The organism is Aeromonas sp. MaB10011B, assembly GCF_017939325.1.
Taxonomy (GTDB): domain Bacteria; phylum Pseudomonadota; class Gammaproteobacteria; order Enterobacterales; family Aeromonadaceae; genus Aeromonas; species Aeromonas caviae.
The window spans coordinates 58,206-74,973 of the sequence record NZ_JAGKRK010000001.1; the positions used below are offsets into that span (position 1 = coordinate 58,206).

The 16,768-nt window shown below is 55.6% G+C and carries 14 protein-coding genes and 3 tRNA genes; 8 read left to right on the forward strand and 9 right to left on the reverse strand.

Annotation, left to right across the window (positions count from 1 at the left end; all coding sequences use genetic code 11):
- The first annotated feature begins 835 nt into the window (after window positions 1–835).
- Window positions 836–3,721 carry an SIR2 family protein gene (locus J9893_RS00250; protein WP_182951667.1) on the forward strand — a complete coding sequence of 962 codons (2,886 nt, stop codon included), beginning with the start codon at window positions 836–838 and terminating at the stop codon, window positions 3,719–3,721.
- 245 nt (window positions 3,722–3,966) lie between these two features.
- On the opposite strand, the gene cysS is transcribed toward J9893_RS00250, so the two are convergent.
- Window positions 3,967–5,343: a cysteine--tRNA ligase gene (gene cysS / locus J9893_RS00255; RefSeq protein ID WP_210599807.1), complete on the reverse strand. Its 1,377-nt coding sequence runs from the start codon at window positions 5,341–5,343 to the stop codon at window positions 3,967–3,969.
- Between the two features lie 191 nt (window positions 5,344–5,534).
- Between cysS and J9893_RS00260 the strand changes: the two genes are divergently transcribed.
- From J9893_RS00260 to J9893_RS00290, 7 genes are all read left to right on the forward strand, one after another.
- Window positions 5,535–6,032 carry a peptidylprolyl isomerase gene (locus tag J9893_RS00260; RefSeq protein WP_010675220.1) on the forward strand — a complete coding sequence of 166 codons (498 nt, stop codon included), beginning with the start codon at window positions 5,535–5,537 and terminating at the stop codon, window positions 6,030–6,032.
- Entirely contained in the window at window positions 6,022–6,708 is a 687-nt protein-coding gene (locus J9893_RS00265) for a DUF4269 domain-containing protein (protein ID WP_210599808.1), read from the forward strand. The genes J9893_RS00260 and J9893_RS00265 overlap by 11 nt, the downstream gene beginning before the upstream one ends.
- Before the next feature lie 13 nt (window positions 6,709–6,721).
- Complete coding sequence (gene lpxH, locus J9893_RS00270; RefSeq protein WP_210599809.1) at window positions 6,722–7,447, forward strand: UDP-2,3-diacylglucosamine diphosphatase; 726 nt, start codon at window positions 6,722–6,724, stop codon at window positions 7,445–7,447.
- 128 nt (window positions 7,448–7,575) lie between these two features.
- Entirely contained in the window at window positions 7,576–7,824 is a 249-nt protein-coding gene (locus J9893_RS00275) for a GlsB/YeaQ/YmgE family stress response membrane protein (protein WP_010675223.1), read from the forward strand.
- A gap of 157 nt (window positions 7,825–7,981) precedes the next feature.
- Window positions 7,982–8,617, forward strand: coding sequence for a TetR/AcrR family transcriptional regulator (locus tag J9893_RS00280; protein ID WP_039041196.1), 636 nt, complete (start codon window positions 7,982–7,984; stop codon window positions 8,615–8,617).
- A 52-nt stretch (window positions 8,618–8,669) separates the two neighbouring features.
- A complete protein-coding gene (locus J9893_RS00285) occupies window positions 8,670–9,653 on the forward strand; it encodes an MDR family oxidoreductase (RefSeq protein WP_210599810.1) in 984 nt (327 codons plus the stop codon).
- Between the two features lie 560 nt (window positions 9,654–10,213).
- The gene (locus J9893_RS00290; protein WP_048207956.1) at window positions 10,214–11,503 is read left to right on the forward strand and encodes a methyl-accepting chemotaxis protein; all 1,290 of its coding nucleotides are present in this window, start codon (window positions 10,214–10,216) and stop codon (window positions 11,501–11,503) included.
- A 191-nt stretch (window positions 11,504–11,694) separates the two neighbouring features.
- Here J9893_RS00290 and J9893_RS00295 read toward each other — a convergent pair.
- From J9893_RS00295 to J9893_RS00330, 8 genes are all read right to left on the reverse strand, one after another.
- Window positions 11,695–11,781: transfer RNA gene (locus J9893_RS00295), tRNA-Leu, on the reverse strand.
- A 41-nt stretch (window positions 11,782–11,822) separates the two neighbouring features.
- Window positions 11,823–11,896: transfer RNA gene (locus J9893_RS00300), tRNA-Cys, on the reverse strand.
- A gap of 34 nt (window positions 11,897–11,930) precedes the next feature.
- Window positions 11,931–12,006, reverse strand: a tRNA-Gly gene (locus tag J9893_RS00305).
- A 179-nt stretch (window positions 12,007–12,185) separates the two neighbouring features.
- Complete coding sequence (gene pgsA, locus J9893_RS00310) at window positions 12,186–12,740, reverse strand: CDP-diacylglycerol--glycerol-3-phosphate 3-phosphatidyltransferase (RefSeq protein ID WP_010675229.1); 555 nt, start codon at window positions 12,738–12,740, stop codon at window positions 12,186–12,188.
- A gap of 213 nt (window positions 12,741–12,953) precedes the next feature.
- Entirely contained in the window at window positions 12,954–14,807 is a 1,854-nt protein-coding gene (uvrC, locus tag J9893_RS00315) for an excinuclease ABC subunit UvrC (RefSeq protein WP_210599811.1), read from the reverse strand.
- A gap of 111 nt (window positions 14,808–14,918) precedes the next feature.
- Entirely contained in the window at window positions 14,919–15,563 is a 645-nt protein-coding gene (gene uvrY, locus J9893_RS00320) for a UvrY/SirA/GacA family response regulator transcription factor (RefSeq protein WP_010675231.1), read from the reverse strand.
- A 210-nt stretch (window positions 15,564–15,773) separates the two neighbouring features.
- Complete coding sequence (gene kdsB, locus J9893_RS00325) at window positions 15,774–16,535, reverse strand: 3-deoxy-manno-octulosonate cytidylyltransferase (RefSeq protein ID WP_039040278.1); 762 nt, start codon at window positions 16,533–16,535, stop codon at window positions 15,774–15,776.
- Window positions 16,532–16,729, reverse strand: coding sequence for a Trm112 family protein (locus J9893_RS00330; protein ID WP_010675233.1), 198 nt, complete (start codon window positions 16,727–16,729; stop codon window positions 16,532–16,534). Before J9893_RS00330 ends, kdsB begins: the two co-directional genes overlap by 4 nt.
- Window positions 16,730–16,768: the final 39 nt, after the last annotated feature.

A 16,768-nucleotide genomic window follows, 5' to 3' on the forward strand; every position in this document is an offset into this window, starting at 1 on the left:
GCCCTCGATGGGGTTTCGCCCGCCAGCCTCGGAGACTTCGGTTTGATCCCCTCCCCCCTTGCGGGAGAGGGTTAGGGTGAGGGGGTCGGTAACGTCATTGCCTGGTGCAATGTCGTCCCACGTGTGAATGGCATGGCTTCGCCATGCAGGACGCGAGGACTCCGTCCTCGACGGGGTTTCGCCCACCAGCCTCAGCGACTTCGGTTGATCCCCTCTCCCTTTCGAGAGAGGGCTAGGGTGAGGGTCGGTAACCTCATTACCTGGTGCAATGTCGTCCCACGTGTGAATGGCACGACTTCGCCGCGCAGGACGCGAGGACTCCGTCCTCGATAGGGTTTCGGCTTTGTCCCCTCTCCCCTTGGGGGAGAGGGCTAGGGTGAGGGGTCGGTAACATCATTGCCTGGCGAATCCCGCCCCACGCCTCAATGGCATGGCTTCGCCATGCAGGACACGAGGGCGCGGCCCTCGACGGGGTTTCGCCGCCGCTGCGCGGCTGGGCGAGAGACTTTGGAAAGACCCGCTCTCTTTGGCAAATAACACCAAAGTTCTTCTCTCCCACTTGTTCGCCCTACTACGTCGGGTTCCCTCGGTTCACCCGTTTGTCCCACGGCACGCGCCGATGGGCTTTGACCTTCCCCTCGGCAGAGGTAAATAGTCTAACCCCGGGGAGTAAGAAGCACATCCTATTTCACTGAGCATAATGCCGTATAACGCATAACTTTTAAGGTAAATAAACACGCGTTCTAATTAACACGTTCTAGAATATGTGAGCAATGGATAACAAGCCAAGCCACTTTCGCCTCATACATCATAAATAAATATGGAATTAATAAACATGGATGCCAATATCCCATACGCACTGCAACTTGCAATTAAAAACAATAAAATACTACTATTCATTGGTGCAGGTGTATCCAAAATTTCTGGACTTCCACTTTGGAAAGAAATCATTATGGATGCACTAAGAAATCCGTCGATAGAGAAAGGGGAAAAATATCGCTTAGCTCTTGAGGAGAAACTATTCTCTGAACTGGAAGTATTAGATAAAGTCAAAAAGAAAAACATCAAAGACATTTATGAGGAGTTTGAAAAAGCAACAAAAAAGGTTATTGACAATCCACTTTATCAAAAACTTTCTATGATAAGCAGGAAAATAGTAACGACAAACTATGACTCCTTGATTGAGCACAACACCAACATTGAAGTCATTGACCCATCGAGTGATTTTAAATTATCAAAGCTAGATCACTTAGAAGAATTCATATTGAAAATACATGGCAGTTGTAATGCTATAGACCACGCAATAATATTCTCATCCGATTACAATGCGTTATATAAAGAAAGTAACGGACTAGCAAAATTCCAACTTCAAAAAATAATCTCATCACATTCATGTCTATTTATAGGTTTTAGTTTAAGTGACCCATACGTGACAGATTTATTTGACGATTTAGACAGCATGTATAATGGCATGGGATGTGAGCACTTTGTTATATCCACCGAACATATAAATCATAAATTTGTTGATACAATAAAAATTGATAACTTTGATGAGATACCTAGCCTAATAGAAAAATTAGTGGAAATAAAATCTCTAGAGTCATCAGATAGCATCTTAGATAGCGATGTTTCAAACTCTACTCAGGAAATAATAAGTTCAGATCGAGAAATAACATTGCATGGACAAGATACTCCGCCTAAAGTCGAATTTTGGGCAGGGAGATATGATGAGCTAAAAGCTCTCAACCTTCCATACAAAGTCGTTTTTATTACTGGTATCGGAGGTCAAGGGAAATCTGCTTTAGCTTCAAAGTTTTTATCTGAATCAGATAGAAGTTTGTATACTTACTGTGATTGGCGTGACTTCAAAGAGGAGGAGTTAAATCTCCAAACAAAATTATATTCACTTATAGAACTTGTCTCTAAAGGGAAGATTGAACACAACGATATAATTGGGTTAGATACCGAGTCTCTAGTAAACCATTTCTTCCAGCAACTTAATGAACAGCGTGGAATCTTTGTTTTTGATAACATAGATAAATATATAGACTTAGAAAAATTCACGCCAAGTGGAGACATGAAACTATTCTTTGAAAAAGCAATAAAAAATCAACACAATTCAAAGTTTATTTTCACTTGTCGTCCATTTATTCATTATGCAGGTGTAGGTTCACATCAAGTCAGATTAGAAGGCCTTAAAATTGATGACGTAAAAGATTTAATAAAAAAGTACCATAATCAAGTAACAAATGTAGAAATTGAAAACACAGCAATCCGCCTACATAATTGTACACAAGGTCATCCTCTATGGATGGGCTTAATACTCGCACAGTCCAGACTTAATTTCAGCAGCATTAATGATCTTCTAAGAAAAATAGAAGGGAAGGGAATATCTGAATCTGACGCTAACTTTTCAAGTATTCTGTCAGCAACAGTCCTCGAAAACTTGTGGGATTGTTTAAAGGAAAAAGAGCGCATAATATTAAGAACGCTATCAATATGTAACGTTTCAGAATCCGAAGAAGACCTGTCAAAGATAGTAGAAAGAAAAATAAATTACAATCAATATAAGAAAGCTATTCGGGCATTAAAATCTCTGAATTTAATTATATCAAAAGAGAGTGAGGGGTATATTGAACTGCACCCTCTAGTACGAGAGTTTATCAAGGGAAAATATGACAAAAAAGAACAAGAAAGCTATATGTCCTTATACGTTAATTATTTGAATGGCTTTATTTTGCTAATTAAGAAAAAATTTGGAAGAGTTCTTCCCTCTGAAGACATAGAACTTATATCAAAGAAAATTGAAGTTCTTATAAATGCAGATAGAATCAATGATTCCATAACAGAACTCCGATTGGTTTGTGAAAGCTTCTTTATCTCTGGGTATTGTGAGGAATATCTCAGACTATCTGACCTTGCCCTCGATAAAATCACATGGTCTCATCATAAAATAAATCAAATCCAAGGGTTTATGGATTTTATTGATTCATTCTTTACTCGTTCGATTGAATTCGGGAAAGATGAACTTTTTAACAAGCATATGGATAGGTTTACACAAACATTTATAACTCCTGACAAAACAATGATACTAGCAAAATCAGCACTTTGTCATAAAAATTGGATTAACGCCAACTACACAGAAGCCATTAGATATGGAAAAAGTGCATCTGATTTAATTGATGTTTTAGGCGAAAATGATGTGTGGTTTGGAAAGCATAGGTATCACTTAGCTTTACGCGACTCCAAACTAAGAGCAAATCTTGACATTGCGATTAAATTTTTTTGCGGCGATAAAAGCTTAGAGCAAATGTGTTCACGTGAGATTGATAACAACATATTACCTTCATCTTACGGTAATGTAGGAAGATGCTTGTTTTATTTAAACAAGATAGAGGAATCTGTTCATCTGTACTGCAAATCATTTAAAATGTTTTCCTCTGAAAGTCAAAGTTATTTTGGTAAACATAATTTAGGTTATGCATCAAAATGGCTTTCAGAGGTCTTACAATTCCAAAACAATGCTATAGGCTCTTTATACTTCTTATTAAATGCGAGGAATTCCTGGAAAGATGACCTCCCTGGAGAGGCAAATAAAATAGACCAAAAGATATCTGACATGTCTCTCAGTACTGCATCCCAGTCTGTTATTAGCCTGGAGACATGGCAAGTTGACAAGTATTGTTCAGATTGGGTTGACTTATATTTATCGCAACAGTGAACAAAAGATGATCACTATATATTAAAGTCTAAACATATATTTTTATGCTGAATTTATCTATATATAATCGATGAAGTATCCTTCCATTACGTCATAAGTATGACTATGTGTATGAGAATTATATTATTATTAACAACATTACAAAATAACAATAAAGATGTTTACACTACTAAATAAAAAAACCGCAGCCTCGGCTGCGGTTTTTTTATTGGCTCAACCGGTTGGCGCCAGCAGCGCCACCGGCCTTAGGCTCGGCGCCAGCTGGTTTTGCCGGCGCTGTCTTCCAGCACGATGCCCATCTCGGTGAGACGGTTACGGGCGGCATCCGCCGCGGCCCAGTTCTTGTCGGCGCGGGCCTGATTGCGCTCGGCGATCAGGCGCTCGATTTCGGCGACCTCTTCATCCGCTTCGTCACCCTTGAGGAAAGCCTCGGGGTCTTGTTGCAGGATGCCGAGCACGGCGCCCAGCTCGCGCAGGCGGGCGCCCAGCGCGGCAGCAACGGCCATGTCTTCACCCTTCTGGCGGTTGATCTCGCGCACCAGATCGAACAGGGCGGAGTAGGCTTCCGGGGTGTTGAAGTCGTCGTCCATGGCATCTTTGAAGCGAGCCACCTGCTCGTCACCACCGGCGGCGGCCGCCGCCGGCAGATCGCGCAGGGCGGTGTACATGCGCTCCAGGGCGGCGCGGGCTTGCTTCAGGTTGTCTTCCGAGTAGTTGAGCTGGCTGCGGTAGTGGCCAGACATCAGGAAGTAGCGCACGGTTTCGGCGTCGTAGTGGGCCAGCACATCGCGGATGGTGAAGAAGTTGCCAAGGGATTTGGACATCTTCTCTTTATCCACCATCACCATGCCGCTGTGCATCCAGGTGTTGACGTAGTCGCCACCGTGGGCGCAGCAGGACTGGGCAATCTCGTTCTCGTGGTGCGGGAACTGCAGATCGGAGCCGCCACCGTGGATGTCGAAATGGTTGCCAAGGTGCTTGGAGTTCATGGCGGAGCACTCGATGTGCCAGCCAGGGCGACCCGGGCCCCAGGGGCTGTCCCAGGTCGGCTCGCCCGGCTTGGACATCTTCCACAGCACGAAGTCGAGCGGATTGCGCTTGGCATCCACCACGTCGACCCGGGCGCCGGCCTGCAGCTGCTCCAGATCCTGGCCCGAGAGCTTGCCGTAGTCGGCGTAGGACTCGACGATGAACATCACATCGCCGTTGTCCGCCACGTAGGCGTGCCCTTTTTCCAGCAGAGTTTCAACCAGGGCGATGATCTCGCCGATGTGCTGGGTGGCGCGGGGTTCGATGTCCGGACGCACCATACCGAGGGCGTCGAAATCCTGGTGCATGTCGCCGATGAGGCGCTCGGTGAGATCGTCACAGGTCACGTGCGTTTCGGCGGCGCGCTTGATGATCTTGTCGTCCACGTCGGTGACGTTGCGCACATAGGTGAGGTCGTATCCTGCATAACGCAGGTAGCGAGCGACGACGTCGAAGGCGACGAAGGTACGGCCATGGCCGATATGACAGTGATCATAGATAGTGACGCCACACACATACATGCCCACCTTGCCCGGGTGGATAGGTTTGAATTCTTCTTTTTGACGAGTGAGTGTGTTGTATATCTTCAGCATCTTATGACCACTGCCTGTGAGTAAAATGGCCTGCCATTCTAACCGCATCCGGTATAGAAAACGAGGCAGAAAAAGCCCCCTCTCCCCCCTGCCATCTATGCCGCAGGGCCTTGATGGGCTAGAATTGCCACCACTTTATGCCATACACCTGCGGGCACTTTGCTGCCCGCGTCAAAATGAAAGGACAACTCATGGTTACTCTGCACACCAACCACGGCGACATCACCCTGACCCTGAACGCGGAAAAAGCCCCGGAGACCGTGGCCAACTTCCTGCAATACTGCCGTGACGGTCACTACGACAACACCATCTTCCACCGCGTCATCGACGGCTTCATGATCCAGGGCGGCGGCTATGCCCCGGGCTTCGAAGAGAAAGAGACCCGCGCTCCCATCAAGAACGAGGCGGCCAACGGTCTGTCCAACAAGGTCGGCACCATCGCCATGGCCCGCACCATGGAGCCGCACTCCGCCAGCGCCCAGTTCTTCATCAACGTGAACAACAACGACTTCCTGGACTTCAAGTCCGCCACCACCCAGGGCTTCGGCTACTGCGTGTTCGGTGAAGTGACCGCCGGCATGGACGTGGTCAACAAGATCAAGGGCGTGAAGACCGGCAACTACGGCCGCATGCACCAGGACGTTCCGACCGAAGACGTCGTCATCACCAAGGTGACCCTTGCCGAGTAATCCCTGCCGGCCAGGCTCTGATACCACTGCGGCCCCGGCCGCAGTTTTTCCATCTGCCGCCCCCAACTGGCGCCGCCTCGACTATCTGGCCCAGGGCAACGAACGTCAGCGCTCGGCCCACGCCCTGCTGAGCGGCGGCCTGTGGGATGAGCTTGGCCCCCTGTGCAACGATCTGGCCTTGGTGAGCACGATCGCCATCGGGCTGGATAGGCCCGGCAGCGATCTCGACATCCTCTGCCAGCATCCGGATCCGGCCTTCCTTGCCGCGACACTGGCAGCACAAGGCTGGCAGGTGCGAAGCAAGGGCGAACAGGTCTGGATCGCCGAGCAGCGACGCCACGGGCCAGATGGCCAGTGCTGGCCAGTCGAGCTCTACCTCACCCCAGATCCCCTCGAGGCGTGTCATGGCTGGCGCCACCTCAGCCTGATGGCCGCCCTGCTTGAGCGCTTTGGCGCCCCCTTCCACCGGGAGGTGCTGCGCCTGCGTTTTGATGAAGGGCTCAAGGGGGAAGCGGCCATGTGCCGCCTGCTGGGTCTGTCCGGCGACCCTTACGAGGCGTTGCTGACCCTGGAGGGCGTCAACCTTGCGGGGCTCTGCTGCCCTTCCCTCCCCCACCCGCTCGACGAGCAAGGTCACAGGCCTTGTCCGCCCCCAGGCGGGACTCTCTTACCATGATGCCCAGGAACTCATGAGCACCCTCTTTATCAGTGACATTCACCTCAGCCAAGGCAGGCCCGACATGACGGCGGCCCTGGTGCGCTTTCTGGCCGAAGACGCGCCCGGGGCCGACGCCCTCTATGTGCTGGGGGATCTGTTCGAATTCTGGATTGGGGACGACGACCCCAACCCGCTCCACCGCGAGGTGGCCGCTGCCTTTCTCGCCCTAAGCCAGCAAGGGGTGCCCCTCTATTTCATTCACGGCAACCGCGACTTCCTCTTGGGGCGCCAGTTTGCCAAGCGGGCCGGCATGACCCTGCTCGGCGACCCCTGCGTCATCGAGCTGTACGGCGAGCGGGTGCTGCTGAGCCACGGGGATCTGCTCTGCACCCGGGACGAGGGCTACCAGAAGTTTCGCCGCATCACACAACTCAAGTGGCTGCGCTGGCTCTTCCTGCGCCTGCCGCTCTCGCGCCGCCAGGCCATCGCCCACAAGATGCGCGGCCAAAGCCAGATGGAGAATGCCCACAAGAGCCAGATCATCATGGACGTGACCCCGGAGGCGGTGGACGAGATGCTGCGCCAGCACGGCTGCCGCCTGATGATCCACGGTCACACCCACAGGCCCGCCATCCACGACTTCACCCTGGATGGGCGTGCGGCGCGGCGCATCGTGCTGGGGGACTGGTTCGAGCAGGGGTCGGTGCTGGTGTGCTCCCCCGCCGGGCAGCGCCTCGACACCCGCGCGCTCGGCTGAGGCCCTCTGCCTGCCATGGTCATGAGCGAGTCTCATATGACCGTTTCTGACTCACGCCGTGCTGCCGTGGGATACAAGCAGGATCCCTGCATATACTCTGGTTCTCTGCACACAACGAGGAGATGACCATGGGATTTCTTACTTGGGTGGTACTGGGGCTGATCGTCGGCATCCTGGCCAAATGGATCATGCCGGGCAAGGATGGCGGCGGTTTCTTCATGACGGTGATCCTGGGGGTGGTCGGCGCTATGGTAGGGGGCTATGTCAGCACCCTGCTCGGGATGGGAACGGTCACCGGCTTCAACCTGCCGAGCATCATCATCGCCACCGTTGGCGCCCTGATCGTGCTGTTTGTCTACAACAAGCTGCGCAGCTGAGACGCAGCCACCCATCGATGCGAGGGCGCCACTGGCGCCCTCGCTGTTTTCAGCCCCGCTGGCGCCAGCTTGTCTCGACTACCCGATCTCATCCACTCGTTTCGTCCCTTCGGTGCCGCGCTTGCATTATTTCTAGTTGAGGCGTCTAATAAGCCCCATGCAAGCCAATGACCCCCTGCCCCGCCGCCCTCGCGGCCGCCCTGCCCAGCACGGGCACACCTATGCCGATACCCGGGATCTGTTGATCCGCCGGGGCATGGAGCTGCTGACCGAGCAGGGCATCGCCGCCACCTCCATCGAGCGGGTGTTGCAGTCGACCGGGATCCCCAAGGGCTCCTTCTATCACTACTTCGCCACCAAGCACGACTTCACTCTGGCGGTCATGGATGCCTATCACCACTACTTCTGCCGCAAGCTGACGCGCTATCTGGAGGATGAGAGCCTGCCCCCCCTGGCCCGTCTTGTTGCCTTCGTCGACAGCGCCTGCCGGGGCATGACCCGGTTTGCGTTCCAGCGGGGCTGCCTCGTGGGCAATCTGGGTCAGGAGGTGGTGCAACTGTCCCCCGAGCTGCGCCTGCGCCTTGAGCAGATCCTCCTCGACTGGGAGGCGCTGCTCGCCCGCTGCCTGAGGGACGCGGTGACGGCGGGCGAGCTGCCCCCTGATTGCGACTGCCCCGCCCTCGCCCATCAGTTCTGGATCGGCTGGGAAGGGGCCGTACTGCGCGCACGCCTGGTGGGCGATACCGAGCCCATGCTCTCTTTTCTCAATTTTTTCATGAAGTTAGCAAAGTGATTTTTTTACGAAGATTAATAGTCAGTCAGTCCAATTAATGGGAGTAGACAAGATGTTCAACGGTATTCTGATCGAGAAAGACGAGGCGGGTTATCGCGCCAGCTACCAGAGCCTCTCCGAGGAGATATTGCCTGCCGGGGATGTGACCGTGGCGGTACAGTGGTCTTCCCTCAACTACAAGGATGGCCTGGCCCTCACCGGCGCCTCCCCCGTGGTACGCCGCTTCCCTCTGATCCCCGGCATCGACTTTGCCGGTACCGTGCTGGAGAGCCAGCATCCCGACTGGCACCCCGGAGACAAGGTGGTGCTAAACGGATGGGGCGTGGGCGAGACCCACAGTGGCGGGCTGGCAGAGCGGGCACGGGTCCGGGGCGACTGGCTGGTCGCCCTGCCTGAGCGCTTCCAGCCCCGGGACGCCATGGCCATCGGCACCGCAGGGTACACCGCCATGCTCTGCGTGATGGCGTTGGAGAAACACGGCATCACCCCCGGTGACGGTGACATTCTGGTGACGGGCGCCAACGGCGGTGTGGGCAGCGTGGCGATCACCCTCCTGGCCAAGCTCGGCTATCGGGTCGTGGCCGCCACCGGGCGGCTGCACGAGGCCGACTATCTGACGTCCCTCGGCGCCGCCGAGGTGATCGATCGCGCCGAACTGGCCGCGCCGGGACGCCCGCTGGGCAAGGAACGCTGGGCCGGCGTCATCGACACCGTCGGCAGCCACACCCTGGCCAATGCCTGCGCCACTACCCGCTACGGCGGCGCCGTGGCCGCCTGCGGTCTGGCGGGAGGGATGGACTTCCCCTCCACCGTCATGCCCTTCATCCTGCGCGGCGTCACCCTCTATGGCATCGACAGCGTGATGGCACCGCGCCCGCTGCGCCAGCAGGCCTGGGCCCGACTGGCCGAGGATCTCGACCTGACCCGCCTCCATCTCCTCACCCGGGAAGTACCCCTCTCCCAGGTCGTGACCCTGGGGGATGCCTTCCTGGCAGGCCAGGTGCGCGGCCGGATCCTGGTCAATGTCCAGGGGTGATGACTGACGCGATATGAGCCGGCTCGCCTGACCAGGTCAGGCGAGCCTCTCCAGGGCATTTCGCAGCCACACGGAGCGTCACCCCCCTTCCCATCGTCCATGACAATGGACAACAGATGCGTTCAAACACTCAAGTGCAGGTTTCCCGGACAGAGGGACCGAGACATCTCTATAGGCAGCACCTTCCCGCTGCGCACCCTCCCCCATCGATGCAGACAACCGTCACTCCTCACCGACAAGCCCCTGCCCTGGATACCCGTATTCGCCGAAATGAGGTCCTGTTCGCCCACGACTGCGAACCATTGTCTTGCCCACTGACAGACCCCCGTTAAACAATCGATGCATCGAACAAATAATTCAGAATAGGAATACGTTTTATTTATCACCGCATATAAAAAGGGCGCATCACCTTGTATTAAACCTGTTTTTTGTATGGAAAAGCCCGAATCAAATGACAGGGGTGCATTACACTCAAAACGACGCTTCATACCCAGAAAGTGTGAAGGGTTCGTCAACGAAGAGATGTCGGATGATTCTATTTTCTTGGCTGGGGTGTGCTTATGTTCGACTCGAAACTTAAAAAAGAGCTGGCAGCAGAACGAGAGAGGGCCTTGAAAAGCGAGGCACTGGATCATGCCATGCACGATCATCTTCCCATGATTGAATTCACCACCGATGGTTATATTCTCGATGCCAGCCCGCTTTTTCTTCATTCCGTCGGCTACTCCCTCAATGAGATCGTGCAGCAGCATCACGCCATGTTCTGCATGAAAGAAGATACCGACTCTCCCTCCTATCGGGAATTCTGGCGAGATCTGGCAAATGGGCACAGCCAGCATGGCACCTTCCACCGGGTTGGCAAACAAGGCAAGGAAATATGGCTGGAAGCCACCTATTTCCCCGTCAGCCAGGGCGGAAAAATAATCAAGATCATCAAAATAGCGTCAGATGTGACAGTGCAACATGATCTGCTCATGACTCAAAAAGCAATATTTGAGGCGCTGGATCGCTCCCTTGCCGTCATCGAGTTTGAACCGACTGGTGTTGTTATTTCCGCCAACCGTAATTTCCTGGATACCATGGGCTATCGACTCGATGAAATTAAAGGCCATCAACATCGCATGTTTTGTGATGAGCTGTTTTATCGGGAACATCCCGATTTCTGGCAGGAGCTGGCTCAGGGGACGTTCAAATCGGGGCGCTTTCAGCGATTTGATAAAAAAGGCCATGAAGTCTGGCTGGAGGCAACCTACAACGCTGTGCGAGGCAGCCATGGCAAGGTGATCAAGGTCATCAAGTTTGCCTCCAATATCACCCCGCAGATCAGCAAAGATCAGGCCGTACAACATGTGGCCAAGGTGGCAAATGAAACATCTGTCACAACCAAATCCTCCGCCATCAAAGGAGAGGAGATGTTGACCACCGTCGTCTCCACTTCGGACAATATTGTCAGGCAGATGGAACATGCCAGCACCTTGATGAGCAAGCTCCACGCTCAATCCCAGAATATCACCGCCATCGTATCCACCATCAGCAGCATTGCAGACCAGACCAACCTGCTCGCGCTCAATGCCGCCATCGAAGCGGCGAGAGCCGGCGAACAAGGCAGGGGCTTTGCCGTCGTGGCCGATGAAGTTCGTCAACTGGCGGCAAGAACCTCCCTATCGACCAACGAAATAGCCAATGTCGTCAGCCAGAATCAGCAGCTCACCAGGCAGGTCAGCGAGCAGATCCAGTCCGCGGCAGACGGCGCCATCCACGGGCAAAAGCAGATCGATGACGTTGCAAAAGTGATGGAGGAGATAAGACACGGAGCAGAAGAGGTGTCGACCATCATCTCGGAACTCTAGATAATTCTGGGAAGCACTCAGGAGCCTGCCATCGAGCAGGCTCTTTGATGTTCACACCAGGGTGTCGTAGCTTGGCACGTGCAGATTCAAGAGATGAACCGGCTCTTCAGGTCGCTGCCATTCTGGCAGTCAATTAGCTAGAAACAAAAAGGCCACTATTGCTAGTGGCCTTAGTAACTCTTTGATTTTAATGGTGCCCGAGGCCGGAATCGAACCGGCACGACGCGAACGTCGAGGGATTTTAAATCCCTTGTGTCTACCGATTTCACCACTCGGGCACCGCAATCGGTATCAAGCTCGCGTGGCGGGCTTGTCAATATGGAGGCACGTTCCGGAGTCGAACCGGACTAAACGGATTTGCAATCCGCTGCATAACCGCTTTGCTAACGCGCCATGCAAAAGAGAGGAACTCTCTATTGTCTGAATTTGGAGCGGGAAACGAGACTCGAACTCGCGACCCCGACCTTGGCAAGGTCGTGCTCTACCAACTGAGCTATTCCCGCATCGGTCTGGCTGACTGCCTGACTGTGAGAACGCATTCTAGCGATGTTCCCCGCCCAGTCAACCAAAAACATTTAATACGCTGATCGTTCGGGTGTTTTTTACCCTTGTCCCACACTTTTGGCGCTCATGGCCGTTTCTCGGCGCCAGTGGCAGAGAAACGGCCATCTTCCCGTCGGGACTAGAACCGGGAGTGGTAGCTGAGATCGCCCCAGGCGGCCTTCATGTACTGGAACATGGACCAGAAGGTGAGCACGGTGGCCACGTAGAGCAGCACATAGGCGAGCCACACCATCCAGATGTCGTATTGCCAGATGAGGCCGGTGAGCGACACCATCTGGATCATGGTCTTCCATTTGCCAATCCAGCTGACCGCCACCGAGGAGCGCTTGCCAAGCTCGGCCATCCATTCACGCAGGGCGGAGATGATGATCTCCCGGCCAATCATGGTCATGGCGGGGATGGTGACCCAGACGGTGTTGTAGTGCTCGACGATGACCACCAGGGCCGCCGCCACCATGATCTTGTCGGCCACCGGATCGAGGAAGGCGCCAAAGGCGGTGGACTGGTTCAGCTTGCGGGCAAGATAGCCGTCAAACCAGTCGGTTGCGGCCGCCAGGATAAAGACGATGGCCGCCGCCATGTAGGACCACTGATAGGGAAGGTAGAACAGGATGACGAAGACGGGGATGAGCAAAATCCGAAAGAACGTCAGCAGGTTAGGAATATTTGTCATTATTTTCAGCCACTTCTTGTATGCCGCTACATGGTAGCCCCAAGCCGATCGCGGATGCAACCGAACTGGCGCCCGCCTTGGTCCATTAATCCATCAATAACCTCAGGATGCCGGTCATTATGGCATTTGGGAGCCCCCTGCGTCACGGCTCTTGTGCGCAGGCGGCAAGCCCTGATGCCCCCTGGCGTGACCTCCTTCACACCAAAGGCAGCGCTAGAGCGAGTGCAATGCGTCGTGGATGGACTGGGCCAGCTCCTGGCTGATGCCGGGCACCTTGGCGAGCTCGTCCACCCCGGCTTTTTTCACCTCCTGCAAACCCCCCAGGTATTTGAGCAGCGCCTGCCGCCGTTTCGGCCCCACCCCGGGAATCTCTTCCAGGGTACTGGTGGTGCGGGCCTTTGCCCGCCTGGCCCGGTGGCCCGTGATGGCAAAGCGGTGGGATTCGTCGCGAATGTGCTGGATGAGGTGCAAGGCGGGCATGTCCGCCGGCAGGTGCAGCTCTTCGTGGCTGTCCCCCAGGATCAGGGTCTCCAACCCCGCCTTGCGGGTCACCCCCTTGGCGATGCCCACCAGCAGCGGATATTTGCCGCCGAGAAACTCCAGCTGGCGCACCAGGATCTCCTCCGCGCGGCGCAACTGGCCGAGACCGCCGTCGATGAACAGCACATCCGGCACCTTGTCCGGCTCCTGCTGCTTGCCAAAACGCCGCTCCAGCGCCTGCTCCATGGCGGCATAGTCATCCCCGCCGGTGATACCGTCGATGTTGAAGCGGCGGTATTCCGAGGAGAGCGGGCCCTCCCGGTTGAACACCACGCAGGAGGCCACGGTGCGCTCCCCCATGGTGTGAGAGATATCGAAGCACTCCATGCGAGCGATGGGGCTCTCGAGCTCCAGCAGCTCCTCCAGCTGATCGTAACGGGCGGTGATGGTGCTCTTGTGGGCGAGGCGCGAGCGCAGCGCGGTCTGAGCGTTGATGGAGGCGAGCTTGATGAAGCGGGCCCGTTCGCTGCGCGTCCGGCTCACCACCCGCACCTTGTAGCCGGCGGTCTGGCTCAGGGTGTCGGCGATGACGCTCTCATCCTCCAGCGCCACGTCCAGCAGCACCTCGCTCGGGATCTGCCGTCCCCCCTGCCCCGACAGATAGAACTGCAGCAGGAAGGATTGCACCACCTCGTCAAGCGGGGTATCGGCCGGCACTTTCGGGAAGTAACTGCGCGATCCCAGCACCTTGCCCTGGCGGATGAAGAGCACGTGGATGCAGGCGGTCCCCTGCTCGAAGGCCACCCCCACTACGTCGAGCTCGTCCAGCACGTTGCCGCTCACCGACTGCTGCTCGGTGACCCGGCGCAGGGCCTGGATCTGATCCCGGTAGCGGGCCGCCTCCTCGAAGCGCAGATCGCCGCTGGCGGACTCCATCTTGCCCACCAGTTCGCCGATCACCTGCTGGTTCTTGCCCGCGAGGAACAGCTTGGCCAGCGCCACCTGCTGAGCATACTCGGCCTCGCTCACCAGCCCCGCCACGCAGGGGCCGGCGCAGCGCTTGAGCTGGTAGAGCAGGCAGGGGCGGGTACGGTTGGCATAGACGGCATCCTCGCACTGACGCACCGGGAAGATCTTCTGCATCAGGTGCAGGCTCTCGCGTACCGCGCCACCGGAGGGGTAAGGGCCGAAATACTCCCCCTTCACCTTGCGGGCGCCGCGATGGACGCCGATGCGCGGGTGCCGATGGTCGGTGATGATGATCCAGGGGTAGGACTTGTCATCCCGCAGCAGCACGTTGTAGCGGGGCTGGTACTGCTTGATGAGGTTGTGCTCGAGGATCAGCGCCTCGGTCTCGGTGTGAGTGACCGTTACCTGCACATCGGCAATCTGGCGCACCAGGGTGCGGGTCTTGATGCTGTCGACATTGGCCCGAAAGTAGGAGGCGAGCCGTTTCTTGAGATCCTTGGCCTTGCCCACGTAGATGACGGTACCGCCGCTGTCGTACATGCGGTAGACACCGCTCTGGTGGGTGACGGCGCTCAGAAACGCCTTGCTGTCAAAATGGGGCTCGGGGGAGAGGGTCATCGGCAACTCGACTCAACGGATGAATGCAAAAAGACGGGGGAGAGCATACTGCCCACAGCCTGCAAAAAGCAAAAGGCGGCCGGTGCCGCCTTTGGTGTCCACACGCCCCCGTTACAGGGTATCGGCATCCAGCATGCCATAACGAATGGCCAGATGGGTCAGCTCAACGTCACCGTTGATCCCCAGCTTGCTGAACAGGCGGTAGCGGTAGCTGTTGACCGTCTTCGGGCTCAGGTTGAGCTGCTCGGAGATGTCGGTCACCTTCTGCCCCTTGGTGATCATCATCATGATCTGCAGCTCCCGCTCGGAGAGGGACTTGAAGGGGTTCTCGTCGGCGGAGGCGAACTGGCTCAGGGCCATCTGCTGGGCGATCTCCGGGGAGATGTAGCGCTGACCGGAGTGAACCAGGCGAATGGCGTGGATCATCTCGTCCGGCGCGGCCCCCTTGGTGAGGTACCCGGCGGCGCCCGCCTGCATCACCTTGGTAGGGAACGGATTTTCTGAATGAATGGTCAGCACTATGATGCGTACATCGGGGCGGATCCGCAGGATCTTGCGGGTCGCTTCCAGACCGCCGATGCCCGGCATGTTCATGTCCATCAGGATCACATCGGGGTGATGTTGCCGACAGAAGGCCACCGCGGTTTCCCCGCTCTGCGCCTCGCCCACCACCTTGATCCCGCGGACGTCTTCCAAAATGCGTCTTATCCCTGTACGCACCAACTCATGATCATCGACCAGGAATACATTAATCACCCAAACACCCCGTTTTTTATCTCGTTATATGCCAGTTAGGGTTAACACGGCGTCTTGCATCATAACCAAACTCGATGATTTGGCAAACCATGGGCGGGAAAAGTTTGAAATTGCTCGTAAAATCCGTTTTAAATCAAATTATTATACAAAGAATCAATTAAAAAACGGCGCCCTGGGGCGCCGTATTGCATCAAAGCCGTTCCGCCAGCCTCAACCGGCCAGCAGCGCACGTACCTTGTCGAGATCGGCCTGGGTGTCCACCCCCACCGGCGGGGCTTGCAGCGCCTGGGCCACGTGGATCTTCTCCCCGTACCAGAGCACCCGCAGCTGCTCCAGGGCTTCGACCTGCTCGAGCACGCTCGGCGCCCAGTCCACGTAACGCTGGATGAAGCCGGCGCGATAGGCGTAGATGCCGATGTGGCGCTGGTAGTGATCGCCAATCTGCTCGCGGCTCTGGGCAAAGCGGTCCCGATCCCAGGGGATGCTGGCGCGACTGAAATAGAGGGCATACCCCTCCCGGTCGGTCACCACCTTGACGGCATTGGGATTGAACGCCTCTTCGGCATCCCTGATCGGCACCGACAGCGTCGCCATTGGCGCGCTGGCCGCGGCCAGGTTGTCCGCCACCTGGCGGATGATGACGGGGGGAATGAGGGGCTCGTCCCCCTGCACGTTGACGATGATGGTGTCGGCGGCAAAGCCGTAGTGACGGCACACCTCGGCCAGACGCTCGGTGCCGGACTGGTGATCCGGTGAGGTCATGCACACCTCGAACCCGGCAGCGGCGGCAAAGGGAGCCAGAGCCTGCTGCACCCGCTCGTCATCGGTGGCGACGATCACCCGATCGGCGCCCGATTGCAGGGCCTTCTCCACCACGTGCTGCACCATGGGCTTGCCGTGAATGTCGGCCAGCGGCTTGCCCGGCAGCCGGGTGGAGGCGTAACGGGCAGGAATGACGACGACGAAACTCATGGCTTCAGCTCTTCCAGCGCCAGGTGACGGGCCCGGTTCTCCAGCAGCACCGGGATCCCCTCCTCCAGGGGATAGGCCAGTCTGTCGAAGCGGCAGATGAGCTCCTGAGGGCCCTCGGCGTGCGCTTGATAGTGCAGTTTCCCCTTGCAGACCGGGCAGGCGATGATGTCGAGCAGTTTAATATCCAGTGCCACAACGAAACTCCTTTAACGATTTCCCACAGGCGATCTTGC

Coding starts and splice junctions, on each gene's coding strand:
- J9893_RS00260 (WP_010675220.1), top strand. CDS start 5,535: ATGGTTACTCTGCACACCAACCACGGCGACATCACCCTGACCCTGAAC.
- kdsB (WP_039040278.1), bottom strand. CDS start 16,535: ATGAGTTTCGTCGTCGTCATTCCTGCCCGTTACGCCTCCACCCGGCTG.
- cysS (WP_210599807.1), bottom strand. CDS start 5,343: ATGCTGAAGATATACAACACACTCACTCGTCAAAAAGAAGAATTCAAA.
- lpxH (WP_210599809.1), top strand. CDS start 6,722: ATGAGCACCCTCTTTATCAGTGACATTCACCTCAGCCAAGGCAGGCCC.
- J9893_RS00280 (WP_039041196.1), top strand. CDS start 7,982: ATGCAAGCCAATGACCCCCTGCCCCGCCGCCCTCGCGGCCGCCCTGCC.
- J9893_RS00250 (WP_182951667.1), top strand. CDS start 836: ATGGATGCCAATATCCCATACGCACTGCAACTTGCAATTAAAAACAAT.
- J9893_RS00275 (WP_010675223.1), top strand. CDS start 7,576: ATGGGATTTCTTACTTGGGTGGTACTGGGGCTGATCGTCGGCATCCTG.
- pgsA (WP_010675229.1), bottom strand. CDS start 12,740: ATGACAAATATTCCTAACCTGCTGACGTTCTTTCGGATTTTGCTCATC.
- uvrC (WP_210599811.1), bottom strand. CDS start 14,807: ATGACCCTCTCCCCCGAGCCCCATTTTGACAGCAAGGCGTTTCTGAGC.
- J9893_RS00285 (WP_210599810.1), top strand. CDS start 8,670: ATGTTCAACGGTATTCTGATCGAGAAAGACGAGGCGGGTTATCGCGCC.
- J9893_RS00290 (WP_048207956.1), top strand. CDS start 10,214: ATGTTCGACTCGAAACTTAAAAAAGAGCTGGCAGCAGAACGAGAGAGG.